Raw genomic sequence first — 18,465 nt, 5'->3', positions numbered from 1 at the left:
TTCAGGTGTGACGGCTTAGTGAAATGGTGGCCATGCCCAGCGCGGTCATGGCCAATGAACCACCGACGTGCAGCGCGAGCATCCCTGCCGACCAGCCGAGCCGACCGTCCCTGAGCAAGGTCAGCAACTCCGCCGAGAAAGTCGAGAAGGTGGAAAGGCCACCGGCCAGACCGGTGATGACAAAAAGTCGCCAAGCGACTGAAAGACTGACTGTCGAACCAAAGAATGCGATCCCCGCGCCGACGATATACGCGGCGATGAGATTGCTCGCCAGCGTTCCCATCGGAATGTTCGGCACGAGCGCGTTCATCGCGAGGCTTAGCCCATAGCGGCTGAGTGCACCGAGCATCGCCCCGATGCTGATGGCAATAAGCGAATAGGCTCCGGCCATAGCTCACCCGTTAGTCGAGGTCGAAAGCGCATTAGCCGTGCGCCGATGCCCGAGAGGCAGTTCGCAAAGCAGCAGCACCGCGTGGACCTTGCGCAATTCCTCTGCGTGGTCGCGCATGAACTGACGCAAGCGAGTCTCGGTATCCACGAGTTCGAGGCACTGCGGATGGCGCATCCCGTTGACTTCCGGATGATGATGCGAAAGCCGCTCGCCGGGCATATATCCTGCACTGACGTGATGCAACATCGCCTGCATGATGTTGGACCGCTTCGCAACCGCAATAAGGTGATGAGCGAGTGCTGGCGCGCTCAGGCGATGCCAGAACCGCGTTGCTCTCGCGCGGGTCGCAATTGGGAAGTAGAGCCGCAGCGCCGCGATGTGTTCGTGATTGTTTTCCGAAATCATTGGCTGCTTTCCTCTGTCGTCAGAACCGTATCAGGAGATCTGCCCACTTGGTCTTCGGTTGAAGGCGGAACTGCGGCCGTGGCCTTTGGTTTACGGAACCGGCCCAGCTCTGCGATCCGTGTCCCGTCCGGCACAATAAGGCGGTGCCTGCGATGTTTACTGTGTCCGACGCGCTGCGCGTGGTAGATCCCTGTATGACCGGAGAACAGATAAGCCGTCACACAACCAATCGCGGCAAACGGACCGATGCCCGTGCCGAATAACTCCATGGCCATGATCGTGGTAGCTATAGGTGTGTTGGCAGCACCTGAGAACACTGCTACGAAACCGATTGCAGCCATCAGCGCGAACGGCATGTGTAACAGTGGGGCCAGTGCGTTACCCAGCGTCGCACCGATGTAGAACAACGGCGTGACCTCGCCACCTTTGAACCCCGTGCCGAGCGACGCAACGGTAAAGGCGAACTTGCCGAGAAAGTCCCAAGGCTGCATCGGCTGCTGAAACGACCGGACGATGTCCGGAATGCCAAGGCCAATGTAGTGATACGCATTGAGTGCCCAAACCGTAGTGGCGATGACGATCCCGCCCACGAACGGTCGCAATGGCGCATACACGATCTGGCGTTTTACCAGCGCGCCGAGCTTGTGCGTGCTAGTGGCGAACGCCATGCCTACCAGACCGAATGCAATGCCCGCTACGACGGCGGCGACAACGCTCCATGCGTTGATCGGCGTGATCGTCCCGACGGCGTAGTGGACGTGGTGGACGCCCCATGCAAGACATACCTGATCAGCGACAATGCCCGCCACGATGCAGGGAAACAGCGCGTCGTATCGCATCCGCCCTATTGCAAGCACTTCCAGACCAAACACTGCGCCCGCGAGCGGTGTTCCGAATACGGACGAGAAACCCGCACTCATACCGATCATCAGCAAAATGCGACGATCTTCGTGTTTGAGGCGGAACGCGTGGGTCAGTTGGTCCGCAAGTGCCCCGCCCATCTGCACCGCCGTACCTTCACGCCCAACCGATGCGCCGAACAAATGCGAAATGATCGTGCCCCCGAGTACGAGCGGCACCATGCGCAGCGGCACGACATTCTTAGGGTCGTGGATCTCATCAATGATGAGGTTGTTGCCGGCATCAACCGGCTTGCCGAGCCGGTAGTACACGTAGCCGACTGCGAAACCGGCCACAGGCAGCAACCAGATTACCCAGCGATGAGCCTCACGCCATGCGGTCGCATGATCGAGGGCGAGGAGGAAGAAGGCTGACGCGCTGCCCGCAAGCGCCGCGGCGACGCACGCGATCAGAAACCATTTGCCGAGATAGGGCAGCAGTTCCAGTTGTTCGAAGCGATGGATTTTTTGCATTGGTCAATGTGCCGATGTTGCGTGGCCTGACCAACGGGAAGGATGTGGACGCGAACGCCTACAGCCCCAACGAAAGTCAGGTAACTGTAGGCGTCATTAACCGCGGTGAACGCGATGGTTAAAGGAGGAACGCCATCTCCTTACGGCCAACTATACAACACGTGACTAAAACGAACAACAGACATCAGTGTCTCTGGGAAAGCCCCATCGGTTCTGGCGCATTGGGACGCGGTCAACGAAGACTTGAAGTTTTCCTTGGTGTGGCTGCCGCGTTGACGCAACACTGCGCGAGCATCTTGGCGTCAGATTTCATCGGGTCAACGACCGGATGATGGCATATACAGCCGGGACGCTTTCTGCTGCGCATGTGAGCTTGCAGGAGATGAGCGACAGTTTCAGAGCGCGGCAAACGTCTCTTACTTGTTCCAATGGGCTGGCCGCCGCCGACGCCCTTGAAGGCGTCGATGCAAATCACCCGAGTCTTCAGGCCACCGCATTGAGACGTTCGACAAGGTTGCATGGATCGTGAACAATGCATTGCCTGTGCCGAACGGCATGGCACTCAGCCCACGTAATCAGTCGCGCCGGTTTCCTTCCGTAGACTTCAGGATTCATGCATGTCCCGCGCCGAACGCCTCCTTCAACTCCTCCAGATACTACGTCGCCACCGCCGCCCCGTGAGCGGTCAGGCACTCGCAGACGAACTCGGCGTGAGCATCCGCACGCTATATCGGGATATCGCCAGTTTACAGGCGCAAGGCGCAATGATTGAGGGCGCGCCGGGTATCGGCTACATGATGCGCCCCGGCTTCATGTTGCCACCCATCATGTTCAGTTCAGAGGAGCTCGATGCCCTTGTGCTAGGTATGCGCTGGGTGGCTGATCGCAGCGACAAGACGCTGGCGGCGGGCGCGCTAAACACACTTGCGAAGATAGCGGCCGTACTGCCTGCTGAATTGCGTCGCGAACTCGAGGAATCTTCGCTGTTGGTCGGCGCACCATTGACGCGACCGTCCCATACAATTTCGCAGGACCTCTTGCGCACTGCTGTGCGCGAGGAACGAAAGCTCGAAATCATTTATGTCGACGGAAGTGGAACTGAATCGCGACGCGTCGTTTGGCCCTTCGCCCTGGTGTATTTCGACCAGTCTCGGGTGCTGATGTGTTGGTGCGAGCTTCGCAGGGATTTTCGGAATTTCCGTTCGGACAGGATCTTAAGCATCGCGCACATGGCAGAGCGCTACCCGAAGAGGCGCACCACACTACTGCGTGATTGGCGCAAGCTGAATCAAGTGGCCAATCGGACTATACTGCCAGAATCTGACAGCATTGGACTGTAGGCTGAAGCTCCTTTTCTTGCGAGGAGCTTAAAAAATGAAATTTGCATCGATTCGTGTTGTAACGTCGGACGTTGAAAGGCTGGTCCAGTTTTATCAAAGGCTTTCCGGTATGGAGCCTACACGTCTAGCCGATGGATTTGCCGAAGTGCGTTTCGCTGGCGCCACGCTTGCGATATCGTCCGAGCACCTGATCAAGCTTTTCAACGTCGGTGCTGCCACTGCGGCCGCCAATCAATCGGCAATTCTGGAGTTCGAGGTGGCGGACGTTGACGAAGTGTTCGAACGAATAAACACGTTCGCAGCAAACATCGTCATGCCGACCACGATGATGCCATGGGGCAATCGCTCACTGCTCCTTCGCGACCCGGATGGAAACCTCGTCAATGTATTTTCCCGCCCGGAACGCTGAGAACTCGACCCGGAGTTAATCGCAGCCATTTGCTCGTCACCTAAGGCCACTTCGAGATACACGCTTACGCTTCCTCGAGTGTCGGCCTGCGGTGCTCTCTGTAGACAATTTTTGCTAGATAGCGCCCCGAGCTTCAGCGTTTGTCGGCCCGGTTTATGTCAAACATCGTCCAGCAGCGCGAGGGCCTGCGTATGCAGCGCCCGGCTGCGCACGACGCCCCCTCATCGGCAGCCGACCAATCTCTGTCACTCGTCTCCGATTCCAAAAAATGCGGCGAGCTCGTCGGCAACCGCATGCGGTTGCTCTTCCGGCAGGAAGTGTCCACAGTAACTGATGGTGCTCCCCTGTACGTCAGCGAAGAAGGCGCGTAGAGGTGTTGCCATGTCGGCGATCGACCCTTGATCGGAACCAAGGGCCAGTAATGGAACGTTCAGCATGCCACGTTCCTTCAATTCGCAGTTCTGATGCGCAGATACATGCGCGGCACGGTAATACGCAAGACCGGCGCGCAAGCCACCGTCTTTCTTGAAAATTCGCAGATATTCATCGAGGTCCGATTCACTGAAAGTATCGGGATTCGCCGTCTTTCGACGCAGAAACCAGTCGAGATACTCACGTTCCTTGCCAGCTATCAACGTCTCTGGCAGGTCCGGCAGCAGGTGAAACGCAAAATGCCAGGTACGCCACACACGGTCGGGGGCGGTCGGCAGGGCGGTCGGCAATGTGATGCCCGGAATGCCCGCATCCAGTAGCGCGAGTCGGCGGATTTCATTGCCAAACAACGCCGCGTAAGGATAAGCGACCCATGCGCCTACATCGTGCGCAGCGAGGAAGTACCGGGTCACTCCAAGTTGCTCAAGCAAGCCATGAACATGCTTCGCAAGCGTCTTAGTGTCATAGCCGTCTGCCGGGCGGTCGGAATCACCTTGCCCTGGAAGATCCAGCGCGACGATTCTGTACGTCGGCGCAAGCAATCCCATAACTTTGCGCCAAGCAAACCAGCTCTCAGGAAACCCTGCCAGCAAGACAAGCACATCACCGTCCGGATTACCACCCGTGACGTAGTGCAGTCGAAGCCCGTTTACGGTCTCGAAGCGATGCTCGAATCCTGCCAGCCCCGTAACAGGCCTCGATGCTGGCAATGTGTTTGCAATTCTGGAACTTCCTGACGCAGCCAACGAAGGATGTGCTGTCACGAATGAAACTCCTTTGGGTTGTGGTGACGAAAGCATTGATGTTTTTTGCTTGTCTCCTGCACGGCCAATTAGGAAATATACGCTCCCTAATTGGCCGTGCAGGAGGCATTAAAGAATGCGAATTTACGCCTTCTGGCGCTTAGCTAATTAACCGCATGGCCTGATCTGCTGCGGCCGTCATGTGTGCCCGTGAACGTCCCGTTTTGCCGACGATTCTGAAACCCTGTATCAGACTCAGCAGAACGCAGGCAGAGGCCTCTGGGTCCAACGTGGATGTGATGGAGCCATCTGTCTGACCAAGGCATATCAAGCGGCACAACAAAGTTTCAAGTCGTTGCAAGGCCCCTACGACGCGACCGGCGACCTCGCTGTCAAACGTAGCGAGGTCGGTCGCGCTTCCGGCCACAAGACAGCCTCGCGTGCCCTCCACGCCATGCGCCGACTCCGCATAGAACAGCAGAACAGCCCGCACCCTGCCCCCACCAGTGAGCTCTGCATCGATCAGGCCCTGCAACTGCGCATTTCGCAGGTAGATATAACGGTCGAATGCGGCGATGAAGACCGCGCGTTTATCGGCAAATGCCTTATAGATACTGCCGGCCGTAAGCCCCATCGCTGCGCCAAGATCGCCGAGGGACGTCGCATGGTAGCCGCGCTCGCGAAAAATCTGGATTGCGCCATCTAGCGCGACCTCCATGTCGAATTCGCGTGGGCGCCCCGGAGCACGTGGCTGTTTTACAGGATGGTTGCGGGCAGTCATGGAGCGATTATAGGAAATGATCACTTCCTAATCAAGATATTCTTATGTACCGAGTTTACGTAGCGAGCATGCAACTCTCCGTTAAATGCATTTTTCTTAACCCACGAAGCCCCCTGCGCGGCTCGTCTCTCAACAGGCAGCATTCGTTGTATGGTAATTTTTTGCAAGGTTCACTGACAATTTAGCGGTGACTTTAGCGCTGCGCGCATCGATACTAATGCGCGCGACAGCATCCCGCATTCCCGCCAGTGGAATGCCAGTGTCGCGATGATGTCTAAAATGAATCTGAGTCGATGCAGCATCAATTCGTGCAGTACGCGATTTGTCCAATGCGCTCGGGATATACTCATTTTTGTTCTGGAATGCATCGATGTCCTTGATATATCGAACGAGATGTTCGTGCCAGCCTGTAACGAGCTGATCAACAACAGCCGCCTTGTCCAAGTAGGGGAATCGCCAGTTATCGTCAGTACTATGCCCCGCCGCCCGACCAAAGCAGACCATATATTATTGAAAGAGGTTTCTTGTGGCATTCACTCCAAAATTCAAGGTTCCTGCAATCTTCGCAATGGTGGAACCCAAAATCTTCGGCAATAAGAAAAGTACACGCTGCGCATTAACAGGAACACCAATCGACTATGGTGCCTTGATGTATGTCGTGAAATTCAGCGCCTACAACGACGCCGAGCGCTTCTCCGTCTCAGAGGCAGCGTCATTGCATCCAGGGTTTCAGGCCTCGGTTGATAATCTGGAACGCTGCGCCTATCCAACGGACCTGATGTTTTACAGCGACCTTGAACGCGCGGAGATGGTCGATCAAATGTGGGCGAAGAGTCAGAGCCGTCTGATGATGATGGAATATGTTCAGGAAAAACCATCACTCGAGGCTCAGGAGAGTTGGGCTCAGTACTATTTCTCGATTTCGCGAGCAGAGATGCTGGAGGAGCAAAAAAGACTAACTGCTACTAAAGATAAATATCTATCTGGAGATCAGATATGGAAACAATTATTAAAGAATATTAATATCCTAGAAAAAGACGTAAATTCGGAAGAGGTCGATAAAGCTTGGAGTCTGCTTGGAGTCATTGTCCTGTGCGATCTCCATCCTCGTTTGGTTGAAATATACAATAACCTGACTCCAGAGTTGAGGGTCGTGCTCTCGTGCTCGGACAATCCCATCTTCGCAAAGCTTGCAGAAGATAGTGGTTTATTACCCAATTGGACTACTATTTTCGAGATCATTGGGCATGCCCGTCTGAGCCTCGCAGACATGCTAGCTCTAGCCAAATGGGGGAAAAGTAATCCAGATTCACTCGCCCTGCTGTGGAAAACGCACATGAAGTTCGGTCTTCTGAGTTTTAACATTGCCCCAAAACTTGGCTTCCGAAAAATGTTGAGCAACGGGCACAGTGCCTATCTACTTTTCCTATTTTCTAGCCGTGAAGATTTGTGCCCCATGTTACGGTACTTTGAGGTAGGAAAGTATCATCAAAATCAAAATTTTATAGATCAATACTTTTGCTTTGTCCCGAGCATCGCTTATCAAAGCCCCTATCTGTATCGTTCCAAGGCTATCTCGGCACTACTCGATGGTCGCCTGGAAGAGGCATCAAAAATCGCAGTGCTCATGCGTAAGCATGTGCAGCATTACATGCACGGCAGCCCCACTGGCTTTATCAATGCTACGGAAAAGATGGTTAAAGATTACAGAAGAAAGATCGAATCCCCTAAAAATCGTCGCTGAATTTTATCATCGAAAACACAAGGAAGTTTGTTTAGATAAAGAAAGCGGAAGGTGCAATCTCGATTCACCTTCCACATCTAGAAAATTCGGATGAGGGCCCCAATACGAGCAGGAAATCATCCCGGCTTTATCTGCGGCTTGATATGGGAAGCGCCAATCGAGAGGCATTGCGAATTCGGATCGAGCTGGAGCGCGCACGCAATCGGAACGCCGACCGCGCAACTTTATAATGCCTCGTCCACGCGACTTTGCTTACAGAGCTTCTTTGCGATACGAGATTGGGCGCATCTCCCCTTCGTTTGATCTCGCGAAGGCGAAGGCGGGTCTGGCGGCATTGCTCGAACAGGCTTCTGAGGATGGCCCATATGCGTTCTCTATCGACCTGCTAAGCACGCTGACTGCGACCGTCAATGCACATGAGCAACAATTGCTTGAAGTTCGTCTGAGCTCAATCGTTGATGCCACAGAACGCCTGGAATCTCGGCTATCTAGATCCCCCTCTTTGAGCGCTCTCCTCATAGCTTAGCAGACGCAGAAGGGGCGCCTGCGCTTAAAATGGCACGCATTGCTCAAGACGCAAAAACGAGCGATGCATGCAGATAGCATCTGACTGGTAATTCGCGTCCCGTCTTGCTCTTGGTCCGATCCATCTCGCATTCAGGGAGAGTCATGGAGAATTTTTTCGTGCTTGCGGCAGATCCTGCAATCTGGGCTGCCCTCGTGACGTTGGTCGTTATGGAGATCGTACTTGGCATCGACAACCTGATCTTTATCTCGGTTCTAACGAACAAGCTGCCACGCGAACAACGGGCGCGCACCCAGCGCATTGGGATACTTCTCGCACTCGTGCTGCGATTGGCACTGCTTGGCACCATCGCGTGGATTGCACGCCTCACCGAGCCGGCATTTAGTGTCTTCGATCATGGCTTCTCATGGCGTGATCTTGTACTTTCAGCGGGCGGCTTGTTCCTCGTCTGGAAGGCAACAACGGAAATTCGCCACCATGTCACGCCGTCCGCTCACGAAGAAAGCCCAGGAAATCCTTCGATCTCGAAGCAAAAGGCACTGTCGTTCGGCTCAGCGATCGGTCAAATCATCCTGCTCGATATCGTATTTTCCATCGATAGCATCATCACGGCCGTCGGGATGACCGATCATCTGCTGATCATGATCATCGCGGTCATTGTGGCCGTCGGTGCGATGATGTTCGCCGCCCATCCGCTCTCGCGCTTTATCGAGCGACATCCGACCATCGTGATGCTTGCACTGAGCTTCCTGCTTGTGATCGGCATGACACTGATCGCCGAGGGGTTCGGCACGCATGTGCCTAAAGGCTACATCTACGCGGCGATGGCATTTTCAGCCTTGGTGGAGGGATTGAATATGCTGGCGCAGCGAGCAAGGAGTGGCGGGCATCATGCGGATTGACTCCGCGCTCGCCGCTCTACTCAATGGAGTAACGAGTGGACAAGGTTGCCTGTACCTAATTGCGCGCTAGAAGTGTCAGGTTTCTTCCGAGAGTGCCCCCCGGTTACGGCCGCGCGATTTTGCGTAATACAATGCTTCGTCGGCGGCCTTAGTCTAAGAACGGAGCGTGCGACGTCTCCCGCATTCCGCTCAGGCCCTTCAACATTTCTTTGCCGTGCAGATCGCCGCATACACGCGCGGGTGGATGGACATTGAGTCAGAAGCTGACGCTGCTGAACTGGCCAAGGGCATCACATACCGACTCCCAGTGGAGTACGGCGCCCGCAAACGTGGTGCGGGATGAGCCCCGGCTCAGGTTTGCTAATTTGATGAGCCTTGTAATGCCTGCCCCATCAGCATTGACACGTCAGACATGTGGAAAACACGAAGCGACGAAGCGTGTCAAAAGGTGCTTGAGCGGGAGTGCTACTGGAATATCTCTCAGGTGCTCGCTTACACCGCCAGCCGCCGCCACTAGACTCCTGCAGCCCGGTAGCCAGCTCAGTCACTGGTTCAACGAGCGCTTTGCCGGTGAAGGCAAGCGGCTGCGGCGCATCAGTATGCGTGGAGCTCGCACGCTTTTATTTTCTACGCAGCTCTGGCGGCGTGGAGTTGCATCTAGTTTTGCTGATGAATTAGCGTGTGGAGTTGGTCTACGATTTCCGTGCTTGTCTGGTCAACTTCGCGCGCCTGCGTTTGCCAAATACCCGGCAGCACGCCTGCAGAACCGCCGACTATCCCAAGTGCCGGCCCCGCAATCACCGGCCCGAAAAAACCCACAACAGGGCCAGGAAGCGCACCGGTGCTGCTGTCTGTATTCCACGACGCTAGTTTCAGTGAAGCATCATCACCCAGATCAATTAGTTCCGTATGCGTGCGCAACATGCCCTTGCCGGCACCGAAACCCACCGCGAGCCGGAGTACCCGATTCCCCGCGTCCGCCCTCAGAATGAAGCAGCGTAATAGGAAGGTTCCAGGCGCATGGATCGGCAATGTATCGGCTGGTAGCGCTTCGATTTTCATGCCCGTTCGTTTAAGCTTCTCGACTAATTGGACTTGCAGTGCAACGGATACATTAAATATGCGAATCTGTTCGTCTGTGGGTAGCGCAGAAACGACTGGAGCCGGCAGGACGGATACGATGATCATATTGTGTTGCGACGTGGCTCGCTCCGGCGCTGATATCTGTAAATCCGATGTTTTGGTTCCTGCGCAACCGACTAATCCAACGATCGCTACGACTGCTATTCCCTGCAACCAGTGGATGGGGCGAGGCAGCCGCCGGTATTGACCAGAGACCAAGCTGGCGGTTCTTCTCAATGGAGCTCCTTTAACTGTCGACTGTTTACGCCGACTAAATCGGTATGGTAAAAAATTATTATCCGCTGTAATCGCCAATGGCATCGCAACGAATTTCTGACATTCTCTTGTCGAGGCACTCTTTGCGTGAGGCCTCTTTTCATCGCCAGTCGGGTTGATGGTTGTCAAGCGTTCGGTGCTAGAAAAATGTCACCGGGACGCGCTCTATTCTTCCCCGCTTGCCTTCTACGGCTTGTAGCAGTGCGACGGCAATCGGTAACCGACTCGTAGATGTCATGTGCGTGCCAAGGCAAGTTTCGATCGTTAGTCGCAGTCACCAATAAAGGGCAGCGACACCGGAAGCGCAACAATTGAGTTTTAGCTGGACCCCGCGGAACCGACGGTTACACGGCGGTATCCTAAGACCGCCTATACTCCTTCCAGCGCGCGATTCCACAAGGTTCGACCTCCGGGAGGCCAGCGCCTATCTCTTACGCTTGAGACGTCGCCATTCCACTGCTACGCAGAAGCTCCAGACGAGTGCCGCCGCCAGGATTAATGATGCGACAGCCGTGATATCCAGATAGAGATTGTCCAATGCCTCATCACCATAGACCCCTAGCACTCCGGCTGCTCGCGCATAGGCAACCGCGACTGGTTCGGAAAATGATAGTTGCCCAAATCCCCACATAAACAGGATGGCGAGACACAAGGTCAAAGCAATCGTCCCAACGACGATAGCTACTTTTGGTTTCCTGTTCTTCATGAGAGTGCCTGATTTTGAAAACCGCTGTGTTTCGGTCCTTTCTTTCTAGAAACCCTGTCCGATCAGCTCTGGCTTACTAAATTAATTCAAAATCACCGCAATGACATGGCCGTTGCCATCAAGAATTGAATGATAACCGGGTTATCTTTGCGATTCCTTCCCATTCGTATTATTATCGTACTTTGAATGGATTTCGGCAAAGCTGAAGATCAGCCCAGCGACTGACTGGAAGCGTCGAGAAACCCGTGCGAGGCGTTGACCTTCTACGTTTGCCACTACAAGCACCGCCAGCATCGAAGGCTTGTGGATCGTCTGCTTCTCCCTCCGATACGCACTCCAGCGCACGACCGCCGTCCGCGAAGGAATCAATCGAAGCAGGGAAACTGGTCCGGTAGCTTGCGGGCGCGGCTCAGACTCAAGAAACTTCAGGTACTGATCACCAGCACATCCTGCGCGCCGCGGCGGGCCGCAGCCCTTGCGGTATCCTCAAGCGCATCGGCAAAGTCACCGAACACCTCGTCCCCGAGGTGGGCGTTTCGCAGATCGTTCGCTAGCGCCTCGAGTTGGACTACGTCAACCGCGCTCAGCAGCACGGATCGCTCGGGAGCACTGTCGTCGCCCGTGATTGCGTCGAGGATAGATCCCTGGAGCGCGTCGAAGACGTCGCCTACCGCTTTCGAATTGAGGGAAATCACGGCAACGGACTTCGCACCGGCCGCGTTGGCAACCGCGCGTACATCGTTGAACGGGCGGCTTAGGGCGGCCGCTCGGACCGCGTAAAACTCGACGATTACGCCCATCCGGCATGGCCCATCCATTTGAAGTCGGAAAACACGGTTGTCGGCCACGCATCCTGCACGGACCGAACGGTCCGGGATGCGGCAATCGCCGACAGCGCTGCGGTCGGGAAGTCAACGAAGGAAGATGCTGTGACTGCACTGGCGCGCCCCCTATGTATCCGCTCGAGTTCCGCCTGAACTGAGGCCTCGACGGCCCGGTCAACCCTGTGTAGTGCCATGCCGACCGCTTTGCCCGAGCGTGTGAAATCTCCTCGGTTAATACGAATGGATGCCACCGCAAACGGAAGAAACCTGGCGATGCGCTCATCCGGTAGTTCCTGCCGGCGGCATGCGCCAAAGAGTGCCCACGCGTCGGACGTTGCCGAATTGGGATCAAGATCGCTCGTCGCCGCGAGAATTCGCGCGGCAGCACGAAGAGCATCAGGCGTCTCGGGCTCTTGCGCGTCGCGTATGATCGCGGCGATCGTGGCTCGACGGAGGTTTGCCGGTCCACCGATAATAGCCAGGCACAGGTCCACTAGCAGCGCTGCGGCAGGTACCTCGAAGCTCGCGAGCAGTTCGTCCGTGGTGCCCTGGTACGCGGAAACTGCAGCACGGAAGCGTGCGACATCCCGCAAGTAGTAGGCGGCGCCCATGTACTTGACCAGCCCGCGCTTCATCTTGAGAATTGGATCAGGGCGGTTCTGGCTCTTCGCGCTGGCCCGAGCGAAATCCACTCGCTCAAGCAGGGCTTCCGTTGATTGCATTTCGCTGCGACAGATATCCTGTGCTAGCGTGTCGAGGTTATCGCGTAGCATCACTGACAATCGAATATGTCCAATTGGGTAGTCTGCGCGCCGGCTTCAGATACCTTCCCCCGCACGGCGGCGTAGGCAAGGCGATCCTGTTCCCACGCTTCCATGATGATTTCGCCGGCTTCACGGCGAGCTATCTGGTGTGGGGCATTTTCCCGCTCGTTTCTCATGTACGCCGCGCGGGTCACGGCATACTCGATCTGATTCTGCTTCACTTCCTTTAGGCCAAGATCGTCCAGCACTCCCACGGGGCCTTTGACGTTACCGTAGGTGCTGGCGCCCCCTTTTGCCTCGCCGACCACGACGAGTGGAGACTTGCACCCCGAAATCTCGATACTGATCATCACGTTCACATTGTACGACCCTCCGGGTTCGAGATATATGAGCGCGTTTCCTGACCTCACCGCCGTCCATCTCGCGGCTAGCTGCTGAGGGTTAGAGAGTATCGTTGCCGAAATATCCTGACCAAGCAGCGCGGATACTTCGTACAGAAGCGCCACGATCCCGATCTCCTCCTGATATCGGCGCAGCGTAGCCTGCGAGCTCCCCGGCACGATCGCTGCGATCGCGTTAAGGGCACTCTGTGACCGCGCTGCAAACCCGGTAGCTGAAAGAGGATTGAGTGCCTTGAAGGCAGCCGCGCAAACCGCCATCGCGGCCTTATGGAACGCCTCAGTGAGCTTAAATGCGATTCGGGCGGAGAACAGCGCATTGCGCACATCTGTTGCCACCTGGATCACGTCCTGGCGACTCGCCTGCGTCGATTGCTCATATCGCGTAAGCGCGTGGAGAATCTGCCGCGCATTAAGATCGTTTCTCGCGAGATTGGTAGAGCCGAGTTGCCCGATCAAAGCGTGGATGCTGGCGAGGTCCGAGCCCCCGCCACCGCTGGTGCGCGGATAGGTAGTGAGTCCGCCGCTCAAACGTCAGCCCCTTTTTTGGGCTGAGGTTGTGGAGCCCATGCGCTATCTGGCCGCGGAATGATCAAACCGCCGGACGGCACTACCTGCGATGGCTTGTCCATCAACCGCTCGAGCTCTTCGAGCGAGTTCCAGATTCGCGGCGCGACCTCTTGCAGTTCTTCGTGCGAGAGAAAGTACCTACCAGCCCATCCGAGCACGTCGCGCGGGCCGACCTCGCCGCGCTCGATCGCATCGAGATGCCTTTCCAGCGTGCTTGAGAACTCGGGGGCCGAGAGGTCGGGCTCCTGCTCTTCCAGCGCAAGCGCGAGCCGAATTCCCGCTGTCGTGAGGCGAAGCGCGCCACCCGTGACAGGCAGCACGACCAGATTCTTATCAACAAGACGCTGCAGCGATCGTGCAAGCGAGGACGGCCGCCCAATCCCCAGGCGTTCGAGTTCGAGCAGCAGCGTGTCGAGCGTAATATCCCACCGAGCCGCTGGTTCTCGCGTGAGTTCAGGCACAACACCATCGAAAGCGTTGCGTCGCCATGCGTCTTCCAGCTCATCGAGATCGTTCCTCACGGCCGGGTCAGCGCCGAGTAGAAGCGCGCTCACCTCACTCGCTCCGACATCGGGTAGCGCCTCAGCTGATCGCGTGCCTGCGGGTTCGCACGCCGCCGCCCTGATGCGTACACACATCGCTGCGGCACCAGCGAACCGCAGGTCGAGCGTCGCGAACCGGACGTGGTAAGGGCCACGGCGCGATGCCTCGAACCTCTCCCAGACGAGTTTGTAGACGTATGCGAGGCCCTCGCTCGCAAACATCCCTTCGAGCACCTCGGGCGTGGACACCCAGTCCAGAGGCGTGATAGGCGGATGGCCCTCACGATCAATCGGTCTGATCGGCGACTCGGGCTCGTAGGAGCGTGCGCCTGATGAGTCGCTTCGCGCCGACCACGTTCCAGCGTAAAGCGCCTGCAACGCATCTGCCGTGTCCCAAGGTGCAAGGCGGTAGCGTCGGTAGGCCTGCGCCATCAGGGAAAGCGTCCCCGCCTCGGGCATCGTGGCACGATCGTGGGTGATAACTGGTGGGTCCGCGGGCACGAGCGCTCTGCCGCGCAGGGCTTCGACTGCCTCCGGATTGGACGTCGTTGCGCGATTCTCCCGTGTATGCACGACGTCCCCGTACAGGCTTCGGGCGCCGAGTCGGATCGTCGCGAGGAACCGGTACTGCTTCGAGAACGCGATCGCGGCTCGCGCTTCTTCAAGCAGAAAACGCACGATCGCGCCCTGAACGCGCCCGGCGCTCTGGCGGCGTTCGCCTTTTTTGTCGTCATCGAGCCCACCCAGCAACGCGAGTTCCGAGCAGATGTCGGTTGCACAGGAGACGCTTGCGGCGCTTGCGCGAACGGCGCCAAATCTTCCTGCAATCAGGCAATCGACAATCTCTCGGATAATCTCCGCAGTCACTTTGCGCGGATCGATGTCGCCGTGCGTATCGATCGCGTTCAACACGGCCGGGCGGGTAATTGCGCCCAAGCGTGCTCGCTGCAACGACTTCTTCTCAAAGCTGTCTTTTAGAAGTCGGCGAATCTGCCAGCTGATGTATTCGCCCATTCGGTCATCATCGGTCGCGAGCACCACTTCCTCGACACCATCCACACGCTGCGCCGCGAGGTCGAGAAAACGCGAGGCATCGCGCTCAAGTTCGGGACGAGGCACGAATCCCGCTCTGATGTCCACGCCCCCCGAAAGCGGCAGACGCGTGAGCGCACCGCCAGTCGCCTCGACCACGGAAGTTTTGCCCAGGATGTTGGAGAGCGTTTCCTTCTTGTTTCCGGCTTCGATGAATACGACGCGCTTCGGGTATAGCGCCTGCGCCCTCGCGCGATACCGCAAATGCACGCCCAGTTGCCGCGTGGGAGTTAGCTTCGAGAGGTCGTCATCGGTCAACTCCTTTCCTGCGCGTACAACCGCGTCGACATGCTCAGAGAATAAACGCTCGGGATTGGCAAAGATCACAAACGAACGCTTCGCGCGCGACACAGCGACGTTCATCAGGCTGGTGTCCGTGTCTATGAAGCTTGACCCGCCCTGCTCCGGACCCTCGACAAGGCTGAAGCAGACAATAGGCCGTTCAGCGCCCTGCAGCTTGTGCACGGTTCCAATGACTACCTTGCTGACGTCCGCCGCATCTGGCCACTCTTGTGCGTGCGTGGCGCGCGTCCGCAGACGATCGAACTCCCGCACCAGGGTCTCCCGCAGCAAGTCGGCCTGCGGTCGATATGGCGTAATCAGAGCAACAATTTCACGCAGCGACTTGCCCTGAGTCTCCGGATTCTTCTGCCAGTGCGGCCATCGCTCAACGACCCAAGAGACGATCTCGTTGACCTCCTTTCGATTACGCCAGGAGCCCCCGACGGGCTCCGGCGTTGCATCGACCGCCACCCACGCAAGTGGTGGCTCGGGACCATTATCGTCGTCCTTTGTGCGGGTCTTCAGCTTCCCACCGTAGGTCAATGTATTGCAGTACCAGATGATGTCCGGCTTGCACCGGTAGTGATATCGGAGAGTGATGCCGAGGTCGTCTGGCTCCCGCCATTTCGAGAGCAGACGCGCGATGGCCAGAATGCTACCTTTCGCCACTGACCTATGCGAGCGGATGATGTCTTCAAGGTAGGTGAGCGTATCGGTTTGCGAAGCGACACCGAACTCGGTCAGCGAGGTGTTGTTCCAGATCGGCGAGAGCTGCTTGAGGTCTCCGACAACGGCAGCGCGCCGCGCCAGCGCAAAAATCGCTGCGGCAAGCTCGGGCGCAGCCTGTCCTGCCTCATCGACCACAAGCAGGTCGATCTTTCCAAGTACATGTGTGAACGCCGGATCAACATCAGCCTGGAGATCCCTCGCGATTTCAAAGAGCCGAGGCGCGCTGTGCAACGTCGAAACGACGCATGGCGTCAGCATGCAGATGCGGCGGAGGGCTTCGACGACATTGTCCCGATGGCGCGACGAAAGCCGCTCTCGCTGTGCGAGCAGGAAGCGACCTTCCCAGTACCGTGCGGCCCAGTGAAACGCATCGGCGCGCCAGAGCAGGTCCTGTATTTCCTCGGCGGCGTCGCCGGGGGCATCGGACTGCAGCCTTGCGATGCAGTCGTCAACGATCTTTGCCCGCGTCGAGGACCAGAACGGCTTCGCAGCGGCCACCGTCGTCAGCACAGGGTTTAGCCACGGGCCGCGATTTACCCAGTCCTTGTGAAATTTCAACCGCGCAACCTCCGTCGCGCGCAGACATTCCCACACCACACGAATTGCAACCTCGAGCGATACGATATCCGGGCTTTTGGTGGCCCTGCGCGCGAACGCAAGATAGGCCTCCTCATACTCGATCACACGAAGCGGGTCCAGCACGTCAGCGCGATTCCAGTACCGGTACAGAAATCCCCCTGCCGATACGGCTTCAAGGCAGACAAAGCGCTCGACCTCGGCACGGTGCTCCTTGTTGCTCAGTCGGTCCTTCGCCGGCAGATACGCTCCGTAGCTCGACGCATCGACGATCCAACGTTGGGCGTGGGGCAAGGAGCTATCCGGGTGTGGCGCCTTGCCGAACGCTTCAATCACGTTTGTGACCGACTGGTTGGTTGCACCGCAGGCGACCGTAATCGGGCACTCGCGCTGCTCGAGGGCGGCGCTGACCCACTGACTCGCCACCACCGCGCGCAGCATTGAGGTTTTGCCGCTACCGGGGGGACCATTGACGGCCTGCATTTCACCTTCCTGCAGGGAAAGGATTGCGGCAACGGCCGAGCGTTGCGTACTGTCTAATGGAAAGAGCGGACGGCTCTGGGCGAGCTCGTCGTATTCGTCGATGTGCCCGGAAATGATGTCCCGCACCTGCGTTCCCGTCATCTCGCCAACAGGACGCGCACTTTCGGTCCCGCCAAGGCGAGCGAAAAGACCCACGCGGGCTGGATTTTCCTTGAGAGCGAGCTGTGCGGCATCGTATGCCGCCTTGATCTGTCCTCTTCCACCATCGTCTGCAGGAAAGACCATCGCACGCCATTCCCAGACTGGTGCGTTCCGTCCACAGGCGTCTTCACGAGCGAGCCGTTCAATCGCGTGATCAAGCAGTTGGGAATTCGTGTCTGCGTCGAGCAGTTCCCTGACAACGGAGAGCGCGGTTTCCCACCAGACTGCCCACCCTGGCGTGACCGTAGGATCGCTCACCATCGCGGACAACCGGGAGGTCATGCGCTCATTGGCCTCATCGCGCTCTGCGAGGCAAAAGCAGCCCGATTCAACGTTCGGCGCGAGGTACGAACCGTTGATGATGGGGGGAGCCTCTGTTCTAGGTACGAGCAAGTCGTCGTCCGTCAGGATCGCTGGGACCGCAACAAGGAAATGGGGGCGTGGCCACTCTTGAAGTCTTCCATGCCGCAATTGCGTGAGCGCCAGCACGACGTGGACGTTTGCCCCGGCTGCCGGCTGACCGTCCTCATCGGGCGCGGCAGAACGCTTGGGGACATCGTCGAGACTGTACGCGAGACGAGGCAGGCTGAAGTTCTTTCCCTTTCGGCCAAGTTCCTTGAACGAGACGTAGTCGAGCGCTTTCGCCCAATATCGCGCGAGCGCGTCTGGGGGCACCGCCGGTGTGCGGGGCGGCGCTTCGATGGGAACGTACTTCCGCTCGGGAATTACAGAGGCGCTCGGCCGCACAGGATCTGCCCTGACAACTACGCCATTGCCTGGCATATACTCGCCTGGGGCCGACCTTATGCGCATTTGCAGCGACGTTACCGGCTCACCGCGTAGCGTGCGCGCGA

At 57.4% G+C, this 18,465-nt stretch carries 16 protein-coding genes and 1 riboswitch; of the genes, 4 read left to right on the top strand and 12 right to left on the bottom strand.

All coding sequences use genetic code 11. The annotated features are described in order from the left end of the window. Position 1 precedes the first annotated feature (1 nt). The 3 genes from crcB to U5A67_RS30685 are packed head-to-tail and all read right to left on the bottom strand — an operon-like array spanning position 2 to position 2,169. The gene (gene crcB, locus U5A67_RS30695; protein ID WP_321817288.1) at positions 2 to 391 is read right to left on the bottom strand and encodes a fluoride efflux transporter CrcB; all 390 of its coding nucleotides are present in this window, start codon (positions 389 to 391) and stop codon (positions 2 to 4) included. A 3-nt stretch (positions 392 to 394) separates the two neighbouring features. Continuing rightward, positions 395 to 796 carry a DUF190 domain-containing protein gene (locus U5A67_RS30690; RefSeq protein WP_321817287.1) on the bottom strand — a complete coding sequence of 134 codons (402 nt, stop codon included), beginning with the start codon at positions 794 to 796 and terminating at the stop codon, positions 395 to 397. Further along, positions 793 to 2,169 (bottom strand): voltage-gated chloride channel family protein, encoded by a 1,377-nt coding sequence (locus tag U5A67_RS30685; protein WP_321817286.1) that lies wholly within the window; start codon positions 2,167 to 2,169, stop codon positions 793 to 795. The genes U5A67_RS30690 and U5A67_RS30685 overlap by 4 nt, the downstream gene beginning before the upstream one ends. 80 nt (positions 2,170 to 2,249) lie before the next feature. Next, a riboswitch (Fluoride riboswitch) is annotated at positions 2,250 to 2,318 on the bottom strand. A gap of 468 nt (positions 2,319 to 2,786) precedes the next feature. Here U5A67_RS30685 and U5A67_RS30680 point away from each other — a divergent pair. Together U5A67_RS30680 and U5A67_RS30675 are read left to right on the top strand one after the other, a co-directional pair. Then, on the top strand, positions 2,787 to 3,509 hold the full coding sequence (locus tag U5A67_RS30680; protein WP_321817285.1) for a YafY family protein: 723 nt from the start codon (positions 2,787 to 2,789) through the stop codon (positions 3,507 to 3,509). Between the two features lie 34 nt (positions 3,510 to 3,543). Next, entirely contained in the window at positions 3,544 to 3,918 is a 375-nt protein-coding gene (locus tag U5A67_RS30675; RefSeq protein WP_321817284.1) for a VOC family protein, read from the top strand. Between the two features lie 245 nt (positions 3,919 to 4,163). On the opposite strand, the gene U5A67_RS30670 is transcribed toward U5A67_RS30675, so the two are convergent. The 3 genes from U5A67_RS30670 to U5A67_RS30660 form a co-directional block, all read right to left on the bottom strand. Continuing rightward, entirely contained in the window at positions 4,164 to 5,114 is a 951-nt protein-coding gene (locus U5A67_RS30670) for an alpha/beta hydrolase (RefSeq protein WP_321817283.1), read from the bottom strand. A gap of 139 nt (positions 5,115 to 5,253) precedes the next feature. Then, a complete protein-coding gene (locus tag U5A67_RS30665) occupies positions 5,254 to 5,811 on the bottom strand; it encodes a TetR/AcrR family transcriptional regulator (RefSeq protein ID WP_321817384.1) in 558 nt (185 codons plus the stop codon). A gap of 192 nt (positions 5,812 to 6,003) precedes the next feature. Next, the gene (locus U5A67_RS30660; RefSeq protein ID WP_321817282.1) at positions 6,004 to 6,318 is read right to left on the bottom strand and encodes a hypothetical protein; all 315 of its coding nucleotides are present in this window, start codon (positions 6,316 to 6,318) and stop codon (positions 6,004 to 6,006) included. Positions 6,319 to 6,400: 82 nt separating this feature from the next. Between U5A67_RS30660 and U5A67_RS30655 the strand changes: the two genes are divergently transcribed. Beyond that, complete coding sequence (locus tag U5A67_RS30655; protein WP_321817281.1) at positions 6,401 to 7,618, top strand: hypothetical protein; 1,218 nt, start codon at positions 6,401 to 6,403, stop codon at positions 7,616 to 7,618. A gap of 669 nt (positions 7,619 to 8,287) precedes the next feature. Then, on the top strand, positions 8,288 to 9,046 hold the full coding sequence (locus tag U5A67_RS30650; RefSeq protein ID WP_321817280.1) for a TerC family protein: 759 nt from the start codon (positions 8,288 to 8,290) through the stop codon (positions 9,044 to 9,046). A gap of 657 nt (positions 9,047 to 9,703) precedes the next feature. Here U5A67_RS30650 and U5A67_RS30645 read toward each other — a convergent pair. The 6 genes from U5A67_RS30645 to U5A67_RS30620 form a co-directional block, all read right to left on the bottom strand. Further along, positions 9,704 to 10,234, bottom strand: a complete 531-nt coding sequence (locus U5A67_RS30645) for a DUF4410 domain-containing protein (RefSeq protein ID WP_321817279.1) — start codon at positions 10,232 to 10,234, stop codon at positions 9,704 to 9,706. Positions 10,235 to 10,868: 634 nt separating this feature from the next. After that, positions 10,869 to 11,150 (bottom strand): hypothetical protein, encoded by a 282-nt coding sequence (locus U5A67_RS30640; protein ID WP_321817278.1) that lies wholly within the window; start codon positions 11,148 to 11,150, stop codon positions 10,869 to 10,871. 425 nt (positions 11,151 to 11,575) lie between these two features. Continuing rightward, positions 11,576 to 11,950, bottom strand: coding sequence for a hypothetical protein (locus U5A67_RS30635; protein ID WP_321817277.1), 375 nt, complete (start codon positions 11,948 to 11,950; stop codon positions 11,576 to 11,578). Beyond that, positions 11,941 to 12,747, bottom strand: a complete 807-nt coding sequence (locus U5A67_RS30630; RefSeq protein WP_321817276.1) for a hypothetical protein — start codon at positions 12,745 to 12,747, stop codon at positions 11,941 to 11,943. Before U5A67_RS30630 ends, U5A67_RS30635 begins: the two co-directional genes overlap by 10 nt. Then, positions 12,747 to 13,667, bottom strand: coding sequence for a hypothetical protein (locus U5A67_RS30625; protein WP_321817275.1), 921 nt, complete (start codon positions 13,665 to 13,667; stop codon positions 12,747 to 12,749). The genes U5A67_RS30630 and U5A67_RS30625 overlap by 1 nt, the downstream gene beginning before the upstream one ends. Further along, positions 13,664 to 18,394 (bottom strand): AAA domain-containing protein, encoded by a 4,731-nt coding sequence (locus U5A67_RS30620; RefSeq protein ID WP_321817274.1) that lies wholly within the window; start codon positions 18,392 to 18,394, stop codon positions 13,664 to 13,666. The genes U5A67_RS30625 and U5A67_RS30620 overlap by 4 nt, the downstream gene beginning before the upstream one ends. Positions 18,395 to 18,465 lie beyond the last annotated feature (71 nt).

Source organism: Paraburkholderia sp. J69-1 (genome assembly GCF_905220255.1).
Lineage (GTDB): Bacteria > Pseudomonadota > Gammaproteobacteria > Burkholderiales > Burkholderiaceae > Paraburkholderia.
The sequence above is the reverse complement of the archived record's forward strand: the minus strand, read 5'-3'. Positions and strand labels throughout refer to the sequence as shown.